The 21,219-nt window shown below is 68.9% G+C and carries 20 protein-coding genes, 1 pseudogene and 1 riboswitch; of the genes and pseudogenes, 12 read left to right on the top strand and 9 right to left on the bottom strand.

Annotation, left to right across the window (positions count from 1 at the left end):
• Window positions 1-23 precede the first annotated feature (23 nt).
• Window positions 24-497, bottom strand: coding sequence for a LytR C-terminal domain-containing protein (locus tag A5773_RS05745; protein WP_066952079.1), 474 nt, complete (start codon window positions 495-497; stop codon window positions 24-26).
• An 18-nt stretch (window positions 498-515) separates the two neighbouring features.
• Window positions 516-824: a DUF3263 domain-containing protein gene (locus A5773_RS05740; RefSeq protein WP_007167558.1), complete on the bottom strand. Its 309-nt coding sequence runs from the start codon at window positions 822-824 to the stop codon at window positions 516-518.
• 202 nt (window positions 825-1,026) lie between these two features.
• Here A5773_RS05740 and A5773_RS05735 point away from each other — a divergent pair, with 202 nt between their 5' ends.
• The 5 genes from A5773_RS05735 (at window position 1,027) to A5773_RS05715 (ending at window position 8,342) form a co-directional block, all read left to right on the top strand.
• Entirely contained in the window at window positions 1,027-1,620 is a 594-nt protein-coding gene (locus A5773_RS05735; protein WP_067789932.1) for a peptide deformylase, read from the top strand.
• Window positions 1,620-2,399: a GCN5 family acetyltransferase gene (locus A5773_RS05730; protein ID WP_067789929.1), complete on the top strand. Its 780-nt coding sequence runs from the start codon at window positions 1,620-1,622 to the stop codon at window positions 2,397-2,399. Before A5773_RS05735 ends, A5773_RS05730 begins: the two co-directional genes overlap by 1 nt.
• Window positions 2,400-2,401: 2 nt before the next feature.
• Complete coding sequence (locus A5773_RS05725) at window positions 2,402-3,223, top strand: exodeoxyribonuclease III (RefSeq protein WP_066952074.1); 822 nt, start codon at window positions 2,402-2,404, stop codon at window positions 3,221-3,223.
• 212 nt (window positions 3,224-3,435) lie between these two features.
• Window positions 3,436-3,885 carry a hypothetical protein gene (locus A5773_RS05720; protein ID WP_067261773.1) on the top strand — a complete coding sequence of 150 codons (450 nt, stop codon included), beginning with the start codon at window positions 3,436-3,438 and terminating at the stop codon, window positions 3,883-3,885.
• A 50-nt stretch (window positions 3,886-3,935) separates the two neighbouring features.
• Window positions 3,936-8,342: a cation-translocating P-type ATPase gene (locus A5773_RS05715; protein WP_156659743.1), complete on the top strand. Its 4,407-nt coding sequence runs from the start codon at window positions 3,936-3,938 to the stop codon at window positions 8,340-8,342.
• Here the strand turns inward: A5773_RS05715 and A5773_RS26630 are convergent.
• Window positions 8,308-8,385, bottom strand: a pseudogene (locus tag A5773_RS26630) (hypothetical protein); the annotation flags it as partial. The gene A5773_RS05715 and the pseudogene A5773_RS26630 sit on opposite strands and share 35 nt — an antisense overlap.
• A gap of 63 nt (window positions 8,386-8,448) precedes the next feature.
• On the opposite strand from A5773_RS26630, the gene A5773_RS05710 reads away from it, so the two are divergent.
• The gene (locus tag A5773_RS05710) at window positions 8,449-8,724 is read left to right on the top strand and encodes a hypothetical protein (protein WP_156744745.1); all 276 of its coding nucleotides are present in this window, start codon (window positions 8,449-8,451) and stop codon (window positions 8,722-8,724) included.
• Between the two features lie 7 nt (window positions 8,725-8,731).
• Here the strand turns inward: A5773_RS05710 and A5773_RS26440 are convergent, their stop codons facing one another.
• From A5773_RS26440 to A5773_RS05695, 4 genes are all read right to left on the bottom strand, one after another.
• Window positions 8,732-9,739, bottom strand: coding sequence for a SpoIIE family protein phosphatase (locus A5773_RS26440; RefSeq protein ID WP_255377459.1), 1,008 nt, complete (start codon window positions 9,737-9,739; stop codon window positions 8,732-8,734).
• A gap of 15 nt (window positions 9,740-9,754) precedes the next feature.
• Window positions 9,755-12,577: an ATP-binding protein gene (locus A5773_RS05705; protein ID WP_232001799.1), complete on the bottom strand. Its 2,823-nt coding sequence runs from the start codon at window positions 12,575-12,577 to the stop codon at window positions 9,755-9,757.
• The gene (locus A5773_RS05700) at window positions 12,574-12,936 is read right to left on the bottom strand and encodes an STAS domain-containing protein (RefSeq protein WP_066957129.1); all 363 of its coding nucleotides are present in this window, start codon (window positions 12,934-12,936) and stop codon (window positions 12,574-12,576) included. Before A5773_RS05700 ends, A5773_RS05705 begins: the two co-directional genes overlap by 4 nt.
• A 96-nt stretch (window positions 12,937-13,032) precedes the next feature.
• The gene (locus A5773_RS05695) at window positions 13,033-13,713 is read right to left on the bottom strand and encodes a PAS and ANTAR domain-containing protein (protein ID WP_066957109.1); all 681 of its coding nucleotides are present in this window, start codon (window positions 13,711-13,713) and stop codon (window positions 13,033-13,035) included.
• Window positions 13,714-13,848: 135 nt separating this feature from the next.
• A riboswitch (TPP riboswitch) is annotated at window positions 13,849-13,959 on the top strand.
• Between A5773_RS05695 and thiC the strand changes: the two genes are divergently transcribed.
• The 5 genes from thiC (at window position 13,952) to A5773_RS05670 (ending at window position 18,422) form a co-directional block, all read left to right on the top strand.
• A complete protein-coding gene (gene thiC / locus A5773_RS05690) occupies window positions 13,952-15,610 on the top strand; it encodes a phosphomethylpyrimidine synthase ThiC (protein WP_066957112.1) in 1,659 nt (552 codons plus the stop codon). Its footprint overlaps the riboswitch before it by 8 nt.
• Window positions 15,607-16,434: a bifunctional hydroxymethylpyrimidine kinase/phosphomethylpyrimidine kinase gene (thiD, locus tag A5773_RS05685; protein ID WP_067789923.1), complete on the top strand. Its 828-nt coding sequence runs from the start codon at window positions 15,607-15,609 to the stop codon at window positions 16,432-16,434. Before thiC ends, thiD begins: the two co-directional genes overlap by 4 nt.
• The gene (locus tag A5773_RS05680; protein WP_067789986.1) at window positions 16,434-17,066 is read left to right on the top strand and encodes an alpha/beta family hydrolase; all 633 of its coding nucleotides are present in this window, start codon (window positions 16,434-16,436) and stop codon (window positions 17,064-17,066) included. The genes thiD and A5773_RS05680 overlap by 1 nt, the downstream gene beginning before the upstream one ends.
• A 32-nt stretch (window positions 17,067-17,098) precedes the next feature.
• Window positions 17,099-17,533: a MarR family winged helix-turn-helix transcriptional regulator gene (locus A5773_RS05675; protein WP_066957118.1), complete on the top strand. Its 435-nt coding sequence runs from the start codon at window positions 17,099-17,101 to the stop codon at window positions 17,531-17,533.
• A gap of 19 nt (window positions 17,534-17,552) precedes the next feature.
• Entirely contained in the window at window positions 17,553-18,422 is an 870-nt protein-coding gene (locus A5773_RS05670; RefSeq protein ID WP_067789920.1) for an LLM class F420-dependent oxidoreductase, read from the top strand.
• A gap of 16 nt (window positions 18,423-18,438) precedes the next feature.
• Here A5773_RS05670 and A5773_RS05665 read toward each other — a convergent pair whose 3' ends face one another.
• Both A5773_RS05665 and A5773_RS05660 read right to left on the bottom strand, forming a co-directional pair.
• Complete coding sequence (locus A5773_RS05665; RefSeq protein ID WP_232001798.1) at window positions 18,439-19,938, bottom strand: peptidase; 1,500 nt, start codon at window positions 19,936-19,938, stop codon at window positions 18,439-18,441.
• A 216-nt stretch (window positions 19,939-20,154) separates the two neighbouring features.
• Window positions 20,155-20,523: a hypothetical protein gene (locus A5773_RS05660; protein WP_066957124.1), complete on the bottom strand. Its 369-nt coding sequence runs from the start codon at window positions 20,521-20,523 to the stop codon at window positions 20,155-20,157.
• 86 nt (window positions 20,524-20,609) lie between these two features.
• Between A5773_RS05660 and A5773_RS05655 the strand changes: the two genes are divergently transcribed.
• Entirely contained in the window at window positions 20,610-21,191 is a 582-nt protein-coding gene (locus tag A5773_RS05655) for a hypothetical protein (RefSeq protein ID WP_067789917.1), read from the top strand.
• The last annotated feature ends 28 nt before the right edge of the window (window positions 21,192-21,219 follow it).

Genomic DNA, 21,219 nt, shown 5'->3' with positions numbered 1-21,219 from the left:
AAGCCTAACCGCTTCGGCGGTCGTCAGCCCGCAACGAGCACGATGACCCCGGGTGGTTGGCCGGCCAGCGCGGGAATGCGGGGTTCGACCGGCGCGCCCAAGGCCTTGCCGACCGCGTCGGCGGTCGCGTGCTCGTCGTCGGCGTCGGTGAAATACACCGTGGTGGCCGACACCTCGGGCACGGTCAGGTTGTCGACCTTGGTGACGTTGAAGCCGGCGGTCGTGAGCTGATCCTTGGTGTGGGCGCCGACGCCCTCCTTGGCCGAGATGTTGTACACCTGCACGTCGGACCGGTTGCCCGCGGGCTTAGTGCTCGTCGGCGTGGCCGAGCTGGTGGTGGTCGACGTGGAGACGGCGGCCGACGAGTCCTCGTCGGAGCTGCCGGACGACCCCAGCGCCTGCCAGCCGAGCAGCAGGAAAATGACCCCCAGGAACAACAGCACCATCACCATGGCGCGTAGGGGAAGCCCCGTGGAGTCGGGGACTCGCTCTTTCATCGAGCCCACTGTAGCGAGTCAGGTCACCTCGAAGCCGAGGCGCCGCGCAGCTCGCGCCTTCTGGCGGCTGGCACGCAGCCGCCGCAACCGCTTCACCAGCATCGGGTCGGCGGCCAGCGCCTCCGGCCGGTCCACGAGCGCGTTGAGCACCTGGTAGTAGCGCGTCGCCGACATCGAGAACAGCTCTTTGATTGCTTCTTCTTTTACGCCCGCGAATTTCCACCACTGACGTTCGAAGGCGAGGATGTCGTGCTCGCGGCGGGTGAGGCCATCTGCGATCTCGGCATCGTCCCCCGATCGATTTGCCCGCGCCATGGCGCTGTCCATATAGCTTCCCCTGGACCCTTCCGGCGATTCTCGGCTGCTGTAGATGACTTGACTTACCTGAGGGCGTGTTTCGGCGAATATTGAACCACGGCGCAAACCCTCAAGCCGTCATCCAGACCCGCGAGTCGGCCGATTGCCTCAGATTGCCCGGGCGAACATGGCCGGCTTCGGCGTGCACGGGCGTGCGGTAGCTTAGCCGACCATGGCAGTAGTACCGATCCGGATCGTCGGGGATCCGGTCTTGCACACCCCGACGCAGCCGGTGCCCGTCGGCGCCGACGGGTCGCTGCCGGCGGACCTGCCGAAGCTGATCGCCGATATGTACGAAACCATGGACGCCGCGCACGGAGTCGGCCTGGCGGCCAACCAGATCGGCGTCGCGTTGCGGATCTTCGTCTACGACTGCGCCGACGACCGCGGCCGGACCGACCGCCGCCGCGGCGTGGTCGTCAACCCGGTGCTGGAAACCTCCGAGGTACCGGAGATCATGCCGGATCCGGACACCGATGACGAGGGCTGCCTGTCGGTCCCTGGCGAGTCGTTCCCCACCGGCCGGGCCACCTGGGCCCGGGTCACCGGCCTCGATGCCGACGGCAAGCCCGTCGAAATCGAGGGCACCGGTCTGTTCGCACGGATGCTGCAGCACGAGACCGGCCACCTGGACGGCTTTCTGTACCTCGACCGCCTGATCGGTCGCCACGCCCGCAGCGCCAAGCGCGCCGTCAAGTCCCACGGCTGGGGCGTGCCGGGCCTCTCATGGCTGCCCGGCGAAGGGCCGGACCCCTTCGGCCACTGATGTTCTCGTGGCCGGAGCTGGGCACGCGGGTGACGCTTCGCTACCGGCGCGCGAAAGGCTCGGTCCCGCCGCTGACCGATGCGGTGGGACACCTGCTGGCGGTCGAACCGTCGGTGCGGGTTCGGACCAAGACGGGCGCGGTGGTCGAGGTGGCCGCCGACGACGTGGTCGCGCTGCGGGTGCTCACCGACGCGCCGGTACGCACCTCGCAGATCCGGGCGCTCGAGCACGCGGCCGCCGCGGCGACGCCGGGCAGAGAACGGGCCTGGCTCGAGGGCTGGCTGCTGCGCGCCGGTGAGGGCGTCAATTACGCTGTCCCACTTGATGTTTCGGCTACGGCGGGCGCGATCCCGGCGATCGAGGCCTGGTATGAGCGCCGCGGTCTGACGGCGCGACTGGCGATCCCGGATCGCTTGCTGCCGCTGCCGCCGGGGGTGAGCGCCCGACACACCGAACGCGTTCTGGTCCGCGACGTCTCCGCTTCGACGCCGGTGGAACCCGCCACCGGCGGCGAGCTGGCGCTCGCGCGGGCGACCGTGACCGACGCACCGGACGGCACCCGGTGGGTGGGGCTGTCGCGCACGGGGACCGCCGATGACCCGGCGACCGCGGCCGCCTGCGAGGCCCTGTTGGCCTGGGCCGCGGCCCGCGGCGCCACTCGCGGCTACCTCGTGGTTCCCGGCACGGCTTCCATGGCGCTCGCCGACGCGCTCGGCTTCCGGGCGCACCATCGCCGCCGCTACTTTCCGGCCCGCTCACTCGGCTGGGATACGGTCTAGCCATGCCCGACGGTGTCCTACGGCTGGCCACCTGGAACGTGAATTCGATTCGCAGCCGCCTGCCCCGCGTCGTCGACTGGCTGGCCCGCGCCGAGGTCGACGTGCTGGCCATGCAGGAGACCAAATGTTCCGACGGCCAATTTCCCACCCTGCCGTTTTTCGAACTCGGCTACGAGGTGGCCCATGTCGGCTTCAATCAGTGGAACGGCGTGGCGATCGCCTCCCGGGTCGGCCTCGACGACGTGCAGATCGGCTTCGACGGCCAGCCCACCTGGAGCAGCAAGCCGGAGGTCGCCGCGACGGCCGAGGCGCGCGCGCTGGCGGCCACCTGCGGCGGCATCCGGGTCTGGAGCCTGTACGTGCCGAACGGGCGCGCGCTGGGTGATCCGCACTACACCTACAAGCTGGAATGGCTTGCCGCGCTGCGTGATACGGCGGCCGGCTGGTTGCGCGACGACCCCACCGCGCAGATCGCGCTGGCCGGCGACTGGAACATCGCCCCGACCGACGACGACGTCTGGAGCACCGAGTTCTACGCCGGCGCCACCCACGTCTCCGAGCCGGAGCGCCGGGCGTTCGGCGCCATCGTCGACGCGCAATTCGCCGACGTGGTAAGGCCTTTCGCGCCCGGCCCGGGCGTATACACCTACTGGGACTACACGCAGCTGCGGTTTCCGAAACGGCAGGGCATGCGTATCGATTTCATCCTCGCCTCCCCCGAATTGGCCGGACGTGTGACGGACGCCCAGATCGTCCGCGAGGAGCGCAAGGGGAAGGCCGCCAGCGATCACGCGCCCGTGCAGATTGACATTAGCCATGCCTAATGGCGTTTTGGCGCATTCTCGCCCCGACCACACCCAGGTTAAGGTCAGGCAAATTAAATGCGGCTGCTCGTTGTCTGCGGGTTTGCAAGGTGGCAGGCTTTGCTTTTGTTAGAAGCGGATACAGTGTTTTTTTGCCGTTAACGAACCGTTCAGCGGGTATACCTCGCTATGGCGCAGGTTTAGCGGCACAGGCAGAAAGCCAGGGAGTCAGCATGAGTGTCATCGGCGGAGCGGTACGAGGCGTGAGCCAGGCGGTGAGTCGCGCGGCGACCACGACCACCGCGGCCGCCGGCGCTGTGGGTGGCGCGGCGGTCAACGGAGTCATCGGCGGTGTCACCGGAGCCGCCGAGGGCGTCAAGAAGGGAATGAGCAGCGGCAGCCACTCGGCGCCGGCGGCCGCGGTGGCCTTCGGCGCGCTGGGCGTCGCGGGACTGGTCGAGTGGCCGGTGCTGCTGGCGGTCGGCGGCAGCGCCCTTTTGCTGCAACGGCTGAGCCGCAAGCAAGAGCCGGCAAAGGCGAGCCTCAAGGCGGTACCGGTGGAGCCGGCGCCGCAGAAGGCCGCTCCGCAGAAGGCGGCACCGCAGAAAGCGGCCGGCAAGTCGACGGCCAAGAAGGCCGCCGGGCGCCGGGCCGGCAGCACCCAGTTGCGTAGCACCAACTAACGGGACTGCCCCCAAACGCTTTGAGCATTGCGACCGCGATACGACGATCCATCCCGTTGCGCGCCGTCGCGACGGGCCTCCAGGCCACCACCTCGCTCGTCGAGGCAAGCATCACCATCGCCGCGATTCCGCTGCGCGAGGGCGCCCGGGCGATCTCCGGCGAACTGCCCCAAGACATACCGGCAACGCTGAGCCGGCGCTGCTGGCGCGGCGAGGAGCGCGCCTGGATCGAGGTGCGTGGGCTGGACGGCGCTCCAGACGACGAGCTTGGCCGCGCCGTGCTCGACGCGGTGCTGGCCCATCCCGGGGTCGCCTCGGCGGCCCTGAACTACCCGCTGTCGCGTGTGGTGGTCACCGTGAACGACGCGGAGACGTCGCTGCGCGAGTTGTGCCGCATCGTCGGCGCCGCCGAGAAGCATTGCGCCCCAAAAAAAGTCGTGAAGCCGATGGCACCCCCGACGAGTCTGCCGGCCGACGGTGTGGTGCTGGCGACCCGGACCGCCACGGTGGCCGCCAGCGCGGCGGGGTTGGGCATAGCGCTGACCGGGCGGGCGCTGCGCTGGCCACGCATGCCGATCGGCGTCCTGGCGGCCGTGGTGGCCGTCGACTACCAACCACGGCTGCGCCGCCTGCTCGAGGACCGCATCGGCCGGCCCGCGACCGACACCGTGCTTGCCCTGGCGGTGACGACCGCGGAAACCCTCACGCTGTCTCCCGCGTCGCTGTCGGTGGGTCTGCTGATGCAGTCGCTGAAAGCGGCCGAATGCCGCGCCGAGGCGCGGGCCTGGGTCCAGCACGAGCCGCAGCTGGCCAGTCACGCTGATCACCCGCACACCGATGCGTCGGCGGGGTCGAAGCCGCCGCGTGGCCGCCCCGCCGATCACCACGGCGACCGATTCGCGCTCGTCCAGGCGATCAGCGCCGGAGTCGTCGGCGCCACCACCCGCAACCTGCACCAGGCGGCCCTGGCCGTTCTGGTGACCACCCCCGCGGCCAACCGCACCACGCCCGAAGCCTTCGCGGCGGCGCTCGGCCAGGGGCTGGCCGACCGGCATGCGGTCCTCTCGTTGCGTCCGGAGGCGCTGCGCCGCCTGGACCGGGTGGACGCCATCGTCATCGATCCACGGGTGCTGTGCACCAAGAGCTTGCGGGTGTCGCTCATCCGCGGCGCCCGGGAAGCCGAGCTGTCCGCGGCATGGTCGGGTGCCCAGCTGATGCTGGAAAAGAATCGGTTGCGGCCGGGCTGGCACCCGGTGTCCGGAATCTCGGCGAGTGAGCCGACTGCCAAAGTGGAGGCCCTTTTCTGCTTCAGGCACGATCCGTTGGCGTCGGCCGTTGTCGCCGAGGCGCACCGGACGGGATCCGAATTGGTTTCGGTCGAGGACGATTCGCTGGGTGAACTGCGCCCGGCGTTCGACGAGATCAGGCCGCTGCAGCGCGGCTCCATCGAAGACTCCCTGGCCGCGGCCGTGGCGGATCTGCAGCAGGCGGGCCGCACGGTCGCCGTGCTGTCATCGCCGGGGGCACAAGCGATTTGGTCGGCCGACGTGGCGCTGGGCATGATGGGAGAGCCCGGGGACGGTCCGCCGCCGTGGTACGCCGACCTGCTGCTGCCCGACCTGGCGGCCGCCTGGCGGGTGCTGCACGCGCTCCCGGCGGCGCGGGCCGCCGCCCAACGCGGCGTCGGGATCTCGGCCGGCGCAACGGCAATGGGCTCGTTGCTGATGATCCCCGGTGTCCGCGGCATCGGGCGCGGGCCGGTGACCAGCGGCGCGGCGGCCGGCCTGATGTCGGGATATCTGTTGGCGCGCGGCATCCTCAAGGCGGACACCCCGCGCCCGGCCCCCGTGCAGGAATGGCACGCGATGGCGGTCGAGCACGTCCGCCGGGCGTTGCCGCCGCCCGACTCGGGGCCGGCCGGCGATCCAAGGCAACTCGCGCTGGCCGCCCTCGGCGCCCCGCGACCGCAAACGCGCGCGCGTGCCTTCCTGCAGTTCGTGGCCGCCGTTCGCGCCGAGCTGACCGACCCGCTGACCCCCGTGCTGGCGCTCGGCTCGGCGGCCAGCGCCGTACTCGGTTCGCCGGTCGACGCCGTCTTGGTCTTCTCGGTGCTGGCCGGGAACTCCATGCTCGCGGCCAGCCAGCGGCTGCGCGCCGAAAACCGGCTCAATCACTTACTGGCACAACAAATCCCACCGGCCCGCAAGGTGATGTCCAACGGCGCCGGGGACCGGGTGTACGCCGACGTCATCGCGGCGCAGCTGCAGCCGGGCGACGTCTTCGAGGTGCGTACCCACGAGGTGGTGCCCGCCGACGCCCGGATCATCGAGGAGGTCGACGTCGAGGTCGACGAGTCGACGCTAACCGGTGAATCGCTGTCGGTGGAGAAGCAGGTCGAGCCGACGCCCGGCGCCGCGCTGGCCGAGCGGCGCTGCATGCTGTACGCCGGGACGACCGTGGTGGCGGGCACCGCGGTGGCGGTGGTGACCGCGGTCGGGGCAGACACGCAGGAACGCCGCGCCGCCGAGCTGGTGTCCGGCGACCTGTCGTCGGACATCGGTCTGCAGCACCAGCTCAGCCAGCTCACCAACCAGGCCTTCCCGGTCAGCATGACCGGCGGCGCACTGGTCAGCGTGCTGGGGCTGTTGCGGGGCTCGGTCGTGCGCCAGGCGGTTGCCAGCGGCATCGCCATCGCCGTCGCGGCGGTTCCCGAGGGAATGCCGTTGGTGGCGACGCTGGCGCAAGCGGCGTCGGCGCGCCGGCTGACGAAGTTCGGCGCGCTGGTGCGCGTTCCGCGTTCGGTGGAGGCGCTCGGCCGCATCGACGTCGTCTGCTTCGACAAGACCGGAACGCTCAGCCAGAACCGGCTGCGGGTGGCCGAGGTCGTTGCGGCGCCGGGAACATCGCGCGAAGAGGTGCTGCGCTGCGCCGCGCACGCCGCGCCGGCGTCCAACGGCGGACCGCACGCACACGCCACCGACGTCGCCATCGTCGAGGCCGCCTCAGCCGCATTGGGGGCCGTCAACGGACACAACTCGAACGCACCCGTCGCGCACCTGCCGTTCCGCTCCGGCCGGTCGTTCTCCGCGTCCGTTACCGACACCGAGCTGGCCGTCAAGGGTGCGCCCGAAGTGGTGCTCGCGGCCTGCGGGCAGGTGAGCCCCACCCTGGAGGAGACGGTCGCGCAGATGGCCGGCAACGGCCTGCGGGTGATAGCCGTGGCGCGGCGGCAACTGAGCCCCGCCCAGGCGGCGGCGATCCAGCGGGAGCCCGACGACATCGCCGATTTCGCCCGAGACGGGCTGACCCTGACCGGGTTCCTGGGTTTGTCCGACACCCCACGCGCCGAAGCTGCCGGCCTGCTCGCGAACCTGCGCCGGCTTTCGGTGGGCGTCAAGCTGATCACCGGGGACCATCCGATCACCGCCAAAGCCATCGCCGAGGAGCTGGGGCTGAGCGTGACCGCCGACCAGGTGATCAGCGGCGCCGAATGGGATGCGATGTCGCGTAAGGATCAGGAACGCGTCGTGACCGAGCGGGTGATCTTCGCCCGGATGACCCCGGAGAACAAGGTCCAGGTCGTTCAGATGCTCGAAAGCGCGGGCGTGCGCACCGCGATGGTCGGCGACGGGGCCAACGACGCCGCCGCCATCCGGGCCGCCACCGTCGGGATCGGCGTCGTCGCCGGCGGCAGCGACCCGGCGCACATGGCGGCCGACGTGGTGCTGGTCGACGCCCGCATCGAGGGCCTGCGGCACGCCATCGAAGAGGGCCGCCAACTCTGGCAGCGGGTGCAGGCGGCCGTGTCCGTCCTGCTCGGCGGCAACGCCGGCGAGGTGTTGTTCGCCGTCATCGGCAGCGCGATCACCGGGACCTCACCGCTGAATACGAGGCAGCTACTGCTGGTGAACATGATGACCGACGCGCTGCCCGCGGCGGCCCTCGCGGTGAGCAAGCCCAGCGGCCCGGTCGACCCGGGCATCCGGGGCCCCGATCAGCCCGCCCTGTGGCGCGCCGTCGCCATCCGCGGCGTCACCACGGCGGCCGCGACGACGGCGGCGTGGGCGATGGGAAGCGTCACCGGGCGCCCGCAGCGCGCATCCACGGTCGCGCTGGTCGCCCTGGTGGGCGCCGAGCTGGGTCAGACGCTGCTGGATTCACATGCCCCGCTGGTGGTGTTCACCGCGGCGGGTTCGCTCGCGGCGATGGGGACGCTGATCAGCATCCCGGTGGTCAGCCAGTTGCTCGGCTGCACACCGCTGGGTCCAGTCGGCTGGGCGCAGGGGCTGGGATCCGCTGTCGCGGCGACCGTCGTGATCGGCGTTGCGAATCGTGCGCTGACGGGTCCGGACAAATCGGATGATGCATCCGCTGAGGTGCGCGAACCTCGACGACCCCGGCCCGCCATAGCAGCGCATAGAGTTCCAGTAACGGCACCTTCAGCACCAGAGCAATAGAGGAAACTAGCGGATCGCCCCCGGTGTCGGTCATCGTCGACATAAGTCCGACGGTGGTCCCGCCACCCGGCGAGTCGGCAAACCCTTCGTTACCGAAAGGCAAATGATGGCGGAAGAGAAGACACGCAGGGGGACATCGCAGCGCGATGCGGTGCAAAAGATCCGCGAAGGCGAAACGTTCCACGTCAACCTTCCGGTGCTCGGTCAAATGGAGATTCCCCGGCCGGAGCAGCTGGCCTACTTCGGGGGCCTGGCCGCCCTGGCCGCGCTCGAACTCATCGACTGGCCGGTGGCCGTGGTCATCGCCGCCGGACACCTCCTGGCCAGCAACCACCACAACAAGCTCCTCGAAGAGCTCGGCGAGGCGATGGAAGAGGCCTGACAGAGGGTCAAGCGGTCCCGGCCACACGGTCGAACCGCAGCGTGACCCGGGTGCCCGCCGCGGTGCGAAGCGTGTCGACGTGATCGGCCAGCCCGCCGATCAGTGTCAGACCCCGGCCGCGCCGCCGGCTGCGCAGGCTGGCCGAGGAATCGCCCACCCACCGCCCGGTGTCGCTGACCGTGACCGCGACCGTCTGCCGGCGCAGGAAGGCCTCCACCGACACGGTTCGGCGCGGCTCGCCGTCGCTGCCGTGCTCGATCGCGTTGGTCACGGCCTCGCCGGTCGCCAGCAGGATGTCCATTTCGCGCTTCGGGTCGACGTTGATGCCCGCCAGCCATTGGTGTAACCGCTCGCGCGCCACGGGAATCTGCCCCGGCGTGGCCGTCACCACGGTGGCGAAGCTGCGCGGGCAATCGTGGCTGGGCCGCAACGCGAGCACGACGACGTCGTCGCGGTAGCCGGCGGGCGGGGCGATCCGGGACAGCAGCTCGGCACAGACCGTCTCGACCGGAAGGTCGGCGCATTCCGCGGCCGCGGCCTTCAGGCGATCGAGCCCGTCGTCGAGCGTCTCGCCGGCGCGCTCGATGAGCCCGTCGGTGTAGAGCAGGATCAGGCTTCCCGGTGGCAGATTCACCGTCGCGGTGGCATCGGAGGGATAACTTTTTGCATCGTGTTCCTTGATGGCCACCGGCAGACGCCGCCCGGCCGTCAGGAACAGCGCGCGATGGTCGGGAAAGACCAGCAGCGGATAGGGATGGCCGGCGCAGCTGTACCGGACGGTGGCGCAACCGGTGTCAGGTTCGGTCTCGACGAGCGCGTAGGCCACCGTCGCGCAGCGGGCGCCCGCGACGCTGGCCCCGTATCGGTCCAGCGCCCCCAGCACCGCGCCCGGTTCGCCCGCGGTGAGGGCCGAGGCGGCCACCGCGGCGCGCAGCCTGCTCATCACGATCGCGGCGGCCAACCCGTGTCCGACGACGTCGCCCACCGATATCCCGACCCGGCCGCCGCGATCCAGCGGCGTGACCGAGTATTAGTCGCCGCCGACACGCATCGCCTCACCGGCGGGCTGGTAAACGGCGGCCACCACCGCTGCGGTCGAGCCCCGGTCCAGATCCAGCAGATGCTCCTGGAAGTCGACGGCGATGCGGTGTTCGCGCGCCATGACGCGAACCCGGTCCAACGCCGAGGACGTCAGCTCGGCCATCCGGCCGAACGCGTCGAGTTCGGCGGCGTCGAACTGGCGCGGTGCGGACCACAGCAGGCCCAGCACGCCGATGACGCGGCCCGTGTGATCCCGCAGCGGATGGGCGACGCAGGCCCGGACGCTGTCGGCGGTGTCCTGCACCGCGTGCTGGTACCGCGGGGGCAGGTCGAACGTGTCCGTGACGACCATCGGCTCGCCGGTGCGCACGACGTCAGCCCCGACCACCGGGGAGTCGAGCCCGGTCACGTGGTAGCGGTCGCGCAATTCGGCGGGGAGGTCGCCGGCGTATTCGAACCGGATGTGGCGTTCGCCGTCGAGGACGCCGATCGTGACGGTGGCGGCGTCGGCCGAGCCGAATGGCGACTCCAGCAAGGCATCCATGATTCCGGCGACCGAGTCGGTGGCCTGCAGAGCGGAGTCGAGTTGGACCAGATCGGAGGCCGCCGCCCGGCGCTGGCGGTCACGCTCACGGGCCACCGCGGACAGCCGCGACTTCACCCGGTCGATCAGCTCCTGGGATCGGAACGGCTTGGGCAGGTAGTCGTCGGCCCCACCCGCATACCCCTCGCCTATCGCCTCCGCGCCGGCCCGGGCGGACAGCATGAGGACCGGTGTGGCCGCCAATTCCGGGTCTGCCCGGATGGCCGCCACCAGTCCGAAGCCGTCGATCCCGGGCATCATCACATCGGTGACGACGGCGTCCGGGCGCAGGTTCCGGGTCGCCGCCAGTGCCGACTCGCCGTCTGCGGCAAGGACCGTCTCCCAAAGGGGCGACAGCACGCGGTCGAGATGGTGCCGCATGTCGGCGTTGTCGTCGGCGATCAACACCAACTGGCGCGACCTCTCGGCTGCTGCCACCGACCCGGTGCGTTCCGAGATGGGGGCCAGCCATTGCCGGGCCTCGGCCACGTACGGGTTGGTCTCGTCCAGCGGGCCGGCAGGGGGATGTTCGGCCGCCGTGCCGGCAGATTGCGGCAGCCGGATGGTCACCGTTGTGCCGCAGTCCAATTCGCTGTCGATTTGCACTGTTCCGTTGTGCAGCTCGACGAGGCCGCGCACCAGCGAGAGCCCGATCCCGGTGCCCTCGACGCTGCGGCCCCGGAGGTTGTCGGCGCGGTAGAAGCGGTCGAACAGGCGATCCAGGTCGTCGGCGGCGATTCCCACCCCGGTGTCGCGCATGGTGACGACGCAGTGTGCCGATTCGGCGCGCACCTCGACCGAAATCGAGCCCCGCAGAGTGTATTTGACCGCGTTTGACAGCAGGTTGAGGACGATCGTCTCCCACATGCCCGGGTCGACGTCGGCCAGCACCGGGGAGCAGTCCACCGCGAGATCGAGGCCCGCCCGATGGCACAGCTCGGTAAAAGACGAAGCTATGTGGGCGGTCAGCGCGCCGACATCGGTACACGCCAACTTCGCGTTCGCGCGGCCGGCCTCGATGCGGGAGAAGTCGAGCAGGGAGTCGACCAGGCGCCGCAGGCGCCGCGCGTTGCGGCCCGCCGTGCTCAGCCGATCCGCCAGCACGCTTCCCGGCGCCGCTTGGGACAGCGCATCGTCGAGCGGACCGAGGAGCAGCGTCAGCGGAGTGCGGAACTCGTGGCTGACGTTGGTCAGGAAGGCCGTCTTGGCCCGGTCCAGTTCGGCCAGCGCGTCGGCCCGCTGCCGCTGCTGTTCGTAGGAGACGGCGGAGGCGAACGCCGCGGAGAGCTGGTCGGCCAGCAGCTGACAGAACCCGCGGTACATCGAATCGAGGGGACGCCGCGGACTGGCGCCGATCACCACCGCCCCGGCGGGCGAGGTTTCTCCCAGCGGCAACACCAGGGCCTGCTGGGGACAGTTCTCACCGAAACACTCTGTGATGCCCGGGATTACGTCCTCGAGCCGGTCGATGACGCGGGCGGCCCGGGCGCGTGGCGTCGTGTCCCAACCCGTGAGCTCGGACAGCGAGCGGGGCAGCAGCGGCCGAATCGACGGGGTCGCCCCACGCAGCGTGCTGTCGCGCGCCGCCTCGTGGTCGGCGACGTAGACGGCAATGAACGGCAAGTCCAGCGGCTGCGCACCGCATACCGCGACGGTGCTGCTCACCGCGTCGTCGATGGCGTGCGCGTCCATCACTGCGGTCGCCACCGCGTTGAGCAGGTGGAGCCGACGCTCACTCAACACCCGGTCGGTCGTTTCGATCACCGGGCAGAAAACGGCGGTGACCGCACCGTCGCCGCCGATGATGGGGCTATAGGTGAAGGTGAAATATCGCTCCTGGGACTGACCGCCGGTGATGAGCGGCAACATGAGGTCGTCGGACCAGGTCGCGACGCCCGTATCCATCACGCTGGTGAGCATCGGGGAGATCTGCTCCCAGATCTCCCACCACACCTGCTCCGCGGGGCAACCGAGGGCCGCCGGGTGCTTGTCCCCCAGGATCTGCGCGTAGCCGTCGTTGTACATCAAGAACAGATTTCCCCGCCCCAGCCAGAGCACGATGGGGAACCGCGAGGTCAGAGCGATCGCCACGGCCGCCCGCACCTCGGCCGACCAGTCCCGCGGCGACCTCAAAGGATGGTTGTCCCAGTCGAATTCGGCAAAGCGGCGGCCCATCTCACCGCCAAGTTCGGCTGCAGCCGCCAAGTCGGCCGGCAGCGCCGGGTTCATTGCCGTCGCTTGTGTTGCAGAGCCTCGGGCAGCGTCGGGTAGATGTCGAAGATCCGATCCAGTTCGGTCACCTCGATCGGACGAAGCACCTGGTCGTTGTTCGCGACCAGGCGGACGGCCGTCCCTGCTTCCTTGCCTTCGTCGTGGCATTCGAGCACGGCGTTCAACGCCGCGCTCCCGAAGAAGTCGACGGCTTGCAGGTCCACTACGAGCAGCCGGGCCGGGTGGGTCTCGGCCAGCTTGAGCGCGGCGGTCAGGTGGGCGGTTACCTCATCGACGGTACTGGAGTCGACGGCGCCCGTAACGCGCACGACGACCGCATCCTCGAGAGACTCATGTTCCACCGCCAACAACTCCAGTGCCTTTCCCAGTCGTCCGAATGCGCCGCACGCGCCGTTCGGAGTGTCTAGGAACACTAACTGTTTGCGGGCTGCCGCGTTCGCGTATTCCTCTGGTTACCCGGCGGACTCGGCGGATATCCGTTCATGCACCGTCAGCAGCAGATGATCGAACTGACTCTGCAGGGTGGCCGTCGAGCACTCGAGGGCAGTCACGTCGGCCAGCAGTTGCCGGGCCAGCGCGCGCAGCTTCACGTTGGTCTCTTGCGACCGCCACTGCAGCACGCGAAAGGCCTGCTCGGCGCTGACCCGGTAGACGAACATCAGCACGCCCTTGGCCTGCTCGATCGCCGCGCGGTTTTCGAAGAGGTCCGGCAGGGCTTCGTCGAGCACCTCTTGCCGGGTCTCGTCGAAGGTGTTGGCGAGGTCGATGTAATAGCCCGCTGTGCCCACCACGGCGCCCGACTCGTCGTGCATACGGTCGGCCACGACGATCGCGTCGTGCACGTTGCCGGACGTGTCGAGGAACCGGTGCCGACTGGAGAAGGACTCCGCCGACTGCAGGGCGTAGTCGAGCACCTCCTGGACGTGCCGACGGTCGTCGGGGTGCTTGTGGGACAACAACAGCTTCGTCGTGGGCTTGACGGTGCCCGGTTCGTAGCCGTGCATCCTGGCCACCTCGTCGGACCATTCCCAGCGCTCGCCGATGAACCAGAACCGGAAGGTGCCGACGTTGAGATAGCGGGCGGCCGCCTCGACCGAGTTCAGAGCTTGGCCGCCGCGGGACGGATCGGGCATCGACCCGTCCGCTCTCCCTTCCTCATGCACGTCTGCATCCTCGCACCCGGCGGATCCCGCCGGCTACCGCCCTGGCTCAAAAAGCCCGCCCACATGCCAGCAGGGCCGGGGTGGGGGTAACGTCGCTTGCGGACCATCCAAATACGCGGGAGCGCACGTCGAATGCGCTGAGAGGACGGCTCGGGGCCGTCGACCGTACGAACCTGACCGGGTAATGCCGGCGTAGGGAGATGAGAAAATGACCTTGGAAAAAACCGCCGTCCTTTCCCAAGCCGTCGATGCTTCCGTCACCACGGGACCCATCGCAGGCAGCAGCAAGGTCTACCGCGACGTCGAGGGGTTTCCCGGCGCACGAGTCCCGTTCCGGCGCGTCCACCTGTCCACCGGGGACCACTTCGACCTCTACGACACCTCCGGCCCCTACACCGACGGGGACGCGGTCATCGACTTGACGGCCGGGCTGCCCGCGCGGCCGGGGGTGGTCCGCGACCGCGGCACCCAGCTGCAGCGGGCGCGGGCCGGCGAGATCACCGCGGAGATGGCATACATCGCCGCCCGCGAGGACATGCCCGCCGAGCTGGTGCGCGACGAGGTCGCCCGCGGCCGCGCGGTGATCCCCGCCAACCACAACCACCCCGAGATCGAACCGATGATCATCGGCAAGGCCTTCGCGGTGAAGGTCAACGCCAACATCGGCAACTCCGCGGTGACGTCGTCGATCGCCGAGGAGGTCGACAAGATGGTGTGGGCCACCCGCTGGGGTGCGGACACCATCATGGACCTGTCCACTGGCAAGAACATCCACGACACCCGCGAGTGGATCCTGCGCAACTCCCCCGTCCCGGTCGGCACCGTGCCCATCTACCAGGCGCTGGAAAAGGTGAAGGGCGACCCGACGGAACTGACGTGGGAGATCTACCGCGACACCGTGATCGAGCAGTGCGAGCAGGGCGTGGACTATATGACCGTGCACGCCGGCGTGCTGCTGCGGTATGTGCCGCTGACCGCCAAGCGGGTCACCGGCATCGTGTCCCGCGGAGGATCCATCATGGCGGCCTGGTGCCTGGCCCATCACCGGGAGTCGTTCCTCTACACCAACTTCGAGGAGCTCTGCGACATCTTCGCCCGCTACGACGTCACCTTCTCGCTCGGTGACGGGCTGCGGCCGGGGTCGATCGCCGACGCCAACGACGCCGCGCAGTTCGCCGAGCTGCGCACCCTGGGCGAGCTGACGAAGATCGCGAAAGCCCGTGGCGCGCAGGTGATGATCGAGGGACCCGGACACGTCCCGATGCACAAGATCGTCGAGAACGTGCGACTGGAAGAGGAGCTGTGCGAGGAGGCCCCGTTCTACACGCTGGGTCCGCTGGCCACCGACATCGCGCCGGCCTACGACCACATCACCTCGGCGATCGGCGCGGCGATCATCGCCCAGGCCGGCACCGCGATGCTGTGTTACGTGACGCCCAAGGAACACCTGGGGCTGCCGGACCGCAAGGACGTCAAGGACGGGGTGATCGCCTACAAGATCGCCGCCCACTCCGCGGACCTGGCCAAGGGGCATCCGCGCGCCCAGGAGCGCGACGACGCCCTTTCGACCGCGCGGTTCGAGTTCCGCTGGAACGACCAGTTCGCGTTGTCACTGGACCCCGACACCGCAAGGGAATTCCACGACGAGACCCTGCCGGCCGAACCCGCCAAGACGGCGCACTTCTGCTCAATGTGCGGGCCGAAGTTCTGCTCCATGCGAATCACCCAGGACGTGCGCGACTTCGCCGCCAAGCACGGGCTCGAGACCGAAGAGGACATCGAGGCCATGATGAGCGAGGGCATGGCCGAGAAGTCGCGTGAGTTCGCCGAGCACGGCAAGCGGGTGTACCTGCCGATCACCCAGTGAGCTACCTCCCGCTGGCTCCGCCGGGCGCCACGCCGTTGCGGGTGCTGACCATCGCCGGATCCGACTCGGGGGGCGGCGCGGGCATTCAGGCCGACATCCGCACCATGGCGTTGCTGGGCGTGCATGCCTGCGTCGCCGTTTCCGCGATCACCGTGCAGAACACGGTGGGCGTCAAGGGGTTTCACGAGGTTCCGCCCGACGTCGTCGCCGATCAGATCGAAGCGGTGGTCACCGACATCGGCGTCCAGGCCGCCAAGACCGGGATGCTGGCATCGTCTTCGATCATCGCCGCGGTGGCCGACACGTGGCAGCGGCTGGGATCGGCGGTGCCGCTCGTCGTCGATCCGGTGTGCGCGTCCATGCACGGCGACGCACTGCTGGAGGCGTCCGCCCTGGATGCCCTTTGCTCGCAACTGTTTCCGTTGGCCACCCTGGTCACGCCGAACCTCGACGAGGTGCGGCTGCTGGTGGGCATCGATGTGGTGGACGCGGAGTCACAGCGGGCGGCCGCCAAGGCGCTGCACGCGCTGGGACCGCGGTGGGCGCTGGTCAAGGGCGGGCACCTGCGGTCGTCCGACCGCAGCTGCGACCTGCTTTACGACGGTGTCTCCTGCTACGAGTTCGATTCGGAACGGTTGCCGGGCGGCAACGACCACGGCGGCGGCGACACCTTGGCCACGGCCATCGCCTGCGCGCTGGCGCACGGTTTCACCGTGCCCGACGCGGTCGGGTTCGGGAAGCGATGGGTCACCGAATGCTTGCGCGCCTCCTATCCGCTGGGCCATGGCCACGGCCCCGTGTCCCCCTTGTTCAGGCTGTCATGATTGCCCTCGACCAGATCGCGGGCATCGCACACGAACCCGACGGGCCGGCCGCCGGGGTGGTGGTGCTGACCCATGGCGCCGGCGGAAACCGGGATTCGCCGCTCCTGCAGCAGGTTTGCGCAGAATGGGCGCGGCGCGGGTGGCTCGCCGTCCGGTACAACCTGCCCTACCGGCGGCGCCGTCCCACCGGACCGCCGTCCGGCTCGGCCGCCGCCGACCGCGCCGGGATCGTCGAGGCGATCACGCTGTGCCGCAGCCTCGCCGACGGCCCGTTGATCGCCGGCGGGCATTCCTATGGCGGCCGGCAGACGTCCATGGTGGTGGCCGCCCGCGAGGCCTCGCCTATCGAAGTGGACCTGTTAACGCTGTTCTCGTATCCGGTGCATCCCCCGGGGAAGCCCGAGCGGACCCGCACCGAGCACCTGCCCGGCATCAGGGTGCCGACGGTGTTCACGCACGGGACGTCGGATCCATTCGGCACGCCCGACGAACTGCGCGCCGCCGCCGCGCTGGTCACCGGCACGACCGCCGTCGTCGAGATCGCCGGTGCGCGACACGATCTGCGCTCCAAGACACTGAACGTGGCGGCCCTGGCGGTCGACGCGGCCCTGCAGCTGCTCGGGCGCAATTAGACAGTTTGAACTTATCAGTTTAGACTGATCTTGTGGACGGAATCGCCGAGTCAGCGGCTGCGGCAGCCCGCGACCTGCGGGTGATGTTCAGTCGGCTGCGACGCCAGTTGAGGGACCTCGCCACCGACGGCGACTTGACCCCCTCACAGACCGCGGTGCTCAACCGGCTTTGGAAAGAGGGCGCCTCATCGGCGAGCGTCCTGGCCTCAGCCGAACGGGTACGTCCACAGTCCATGGCCACGATTGTGGCCGCCCTCGGGCAGCGGGGGCTCATTGAGCGCACGCCCGACCCTGAAGACGGTAGGCGGCAACTGATTTCGCTGACCGCGGCGGGCCGGCGACGCGCCGAGAGTAACCAGCAGGTACGGGAGGAGTGGCTGGCACGCGCCATCCACGAGCGGTATTCCGAACGCGAACGTCGCGTCATCCTCGACGCGCTAACGCTGCTCGAGCGCTTGACCGAATAGTGAAAGGACAAGGGCTGCAATGGAAGTAGGACTGCACTTCATCGACTTTCTGCCCGGCGACCCGACGGCGCTGGGTCCGACGCTGGCCGATGCGGCCAAGGCCGCCGAGCAGGGCGGGGCGACGCTGTTCACGCTCGCCGATCACTTCTTTCAGATGGAAGCCATGGGACCGGCGGAGGACCCGTTCCTCGAGGGCTATACGTCGCTGGGTTTCTTGGCCGGGCAGACGACCAACATCGAGCTGAGCCTGCTGGTCACCGGGGTCACTTATCGCTATCCGGGCCTGCTGGCCAAGGCGGTCACCACTCTGGATGTCCTGTCGCAGGGCCGCTCGATGCTGGGGCTCGGCGCCGCCTGGTACGACCGTGAGCACGCGGCCCTCGGCTTTCCCTATCCACCGGTGAGTCAGCGCTTCGAGATGCTCGAAGAGACGCTGCAGATCTGCAGGCAGATGTGGAGCGAGAACAACGGGCCCTACCAGGGCAAGCACTACCAGTTGGCGGAGACAATCTGTGAGCCCCAACCGATTCGGCGCCCTCCCATCCTGATCGGCGGCGACGGCGAGAAGAAGACGCTGCGCCTGGTCGCGCAGTACGCCGACGTCTGGAACAGCACCTCCGGCGACCCCGATGTTCTCGAGCACAAGATCGAGGTGCTGAACCGCCATTGTGACGCGGTGGGCCGAGACTCGAGCGAAATCCGCAAGACAGTGGGCTTATTCGTGAATCCGTTCGACGACCTCGATGGTTACTTCAAGACCGTCGAGCGCTACGGCGAACTTGGCGTAGAGCTGGTCAATGCCGGGCCGTTCCCCGGCAACCCCGATCCGGTCGGCTTCATCCACCGCCTCGGCGACGACGTGATACCCAGGCTCGCCCAGATCGGTTGACAGCGCGGCCTTTCGGTCATCCCGGATAGCGGGAGTAGCACGCGTCCATGTTGCCGGTCACGCCGCCGCGGAACGCCGCTATCCGGGTGAAACCGGCCGGCACGCTGGTGCCGTCCGCGTCACTGGCGACGAGGTGGTTGGTGAGCAAACCGGCTACCGCTTCGTCGAGATCGCCGGCCGTCAGCAGCAGCTGCTTCTGCGACGACAGCTCGATGGGTTCGGCCATCTTGCGATGCACCACGCCCGTCAGGCAGGCCGTGCGTAGGGCGGTCCACGGGCTCTGCATGGCCAGACCGCGTTCGTGCTGCACTGCCAGCGCGTACCGCGACATCACGGCCGACAGCGCGGTGTCGTCGCCCTGCGGCAGGGTTTGTTCGTTCTCGTCGGCGACCTTGCCCATCGCCGCCAGCTTCGGCAGATCGATCACGATCGTGTTGGTGGCCGGGCAGTAGGACGCCGGCGGGCTGGCCTTGGCGTCCGCGCAATCGGCGGCCTGGTAGGACAATGCCGGCGGATTCTTCGGGGAGAACACCTTTCCCAAGAGTTCCATCAGCGTCGACAGGGTGTCCTGGTCGATCGGGACTTCACCGGTCTCCGGGTTCCCGGTGCTGTTGTCGACGCGCAGGGCGTTGGGCAGGTCGCCGCGGCGCTGGCCGATTTCTTTCTTGTCGATCGCCGCGCACGCCGAGGCGCCGTCGATGAAACCCATTTGGAAGGCGCTGATCCGGTCCAGGGCCGACCCGTGTTCGTCGTCGTTCTCGGCGTCGCTGTCCATCACCGGGTCGCGGGTGGTGATGATCCCCGCCAGCACGTGGTCCAGCCCGTCGGCGGTGCTCAGCGTGAACCGCGGCGACTTGCCGTCTGCGACCCAGAACAGGTAGACGCCCGCGAAGCAGTCGGCCTGCTGCTCGCGCACGATCGTGGGGTCTCGTCTGGTCACCAGCTTCGCCATCGTCTGCAAGGCGTGGCCGAATTCGTGGGCCAGCACGCCGTTGACGGACATGTCGCCGAAATACCGTTGCGCGACGGGCATGAATACCCCGCGATCCCAAGCGATCAGGTTGCAGCGCGACGTGAAGAAGGCGTTGACGAGCTTGTAGGTGTCGTTGTGGCAAACGATGGGGCTGGACGGTTGCTTTGAGTTATACGACACCATCTTGCCAACCGGGACGAAGTCGCCTTTCAACGACTGGCTGTAGACCGACTTCCAATAGTCCTCGATGTCGTTGACCGATAGCAACGCCAACTTGTCGATCTCGCCGTTGTCGGTATTGACGACCGTGCCGGTGGGGGCGGGTGCGTTCGAGCGGATCCCGCTGGGGCCGTTGGTCGCGGGCAGACCGCCCACCCGGAACGGGTCGTTGAGCATCGACAGCGCCCGCCCGTCGACGAAGGATGTGCACCCGGCCACCACGATTGCCGCCGCTGCGCAACCGAACGCCGCCCGCAGCAAGGTGGCCGCCCTGCGCGGACGGCCACCGGCCAGCTGACGTCGATTGCGCGCAGGGCTATTCATACCAACCTCATCCCGACCGGCTACAGGGCAAGCACCAAAGGGGTCTCATTCTAGAGCGGTTGGCTAACCCTGACAGTCCGATTGGAAACCGCGGTTGACCGCCGGTCCCGGCGACTGCAGCGCGGAGTTGCGGCCGGCTTGCCAGTAGCGGAACGGCGGACGCCGGGCAGGTTGCATATTGGGATCAGCGAACTCCAGCGCGCGCCGGCGGGTGCGCTACGGGCGCGGGGCCGTCGGCGTGGGCGTTTGCTGAGGTCCCATCGGACCACCCGGTCCCATTCCACCGGGCCCCATTCCGCCTGGTCCCATCATGCCCGGTCCCATCATGCCGCCGGGACCCATCATCGGGCAGGTACCGCCACGCCCGCCGCCGTAGCCATGGTGCCAGCCGTAACGGTCACCCGAGGCCGCGCCCAAGAAGAGGCCCGAGAAGAAGACCACCGCGACGACGAACACGACGCCGGCGACGATGACCACCCACGCGACCACTTGGCTCAGCCGACTGTGCGCGCCGAATCGATGCTCGTCCCCGGGGTGGCCGGTCACGGTGGTCGGTCCGACGCTGGATTCAGGATTGTGCGTCATGCCTCAAACGATGGCACGCGTATACCCACCGGGGGTAGGGGCCATTGGCCCTAGAATGGGCGTTGCCTATGTGGTCGGCTTGCCGTATGGCCGGACTGACTCGGCGGGCGGCGCTTGCCGCGCTTGGCGCGCTCGGCGCGGGCAGCATCCTGGGTCTGGCACATCTGCGTGGGAGCGCCTTGCGGCCGCCGTCGACGGCTATCCGCCTCACGGACGGGGGCGGTTTCATGGGCGCCGGTCACATGGACATGAGCCGCTACATGGAGATGTTCATGCGGCACAGCGAAATCGACCGCATCGTCGAGGACATTCCCGGCGGTGTGCGCACCACCACCGAATCGGCTTCGCCGGCCTTGACTGCTCAACTGCAGGAGCATGTTTCGAGCATGTACGCCCACCTCGATCAGGGAACTGAAATCCGTTGCATGAGCCAGAGCCTGCCGACGCTTTTCCGAAGTGCCGGCGGCTACCGACGCCAGCTCACATTCACGCCCAGAGGCGTGATCGCCGAGGAGACGGCCGACGACCCGGCCCTCACCGATGTCATCCGTGCGCACGCACGCGAGGTCACCGGTTTCGTGCGGGACGGGATGCCCGCCATGATGCAACAGATGATGGGCCCGGGCGGGATGGGCTGCGGCCGGATGATGGGCCCTCGCAGGCCTTGACGCCCAACGGCTTAGAAGGGTGGGGGTT

Origin of the sequence: Mycobacterium sp. 852014-52450_SCH5900713 (assembly GCF_001667075.1) — a bacterium.
GTDB lineage: Bacteria > Actinomycetota > Actinomycetes > Mycobacteriales > Mycobacteriaceae > Mycobacterium.
This window is presented reverse-complemented; position numbering and strand designations above follow the sequence as displayed.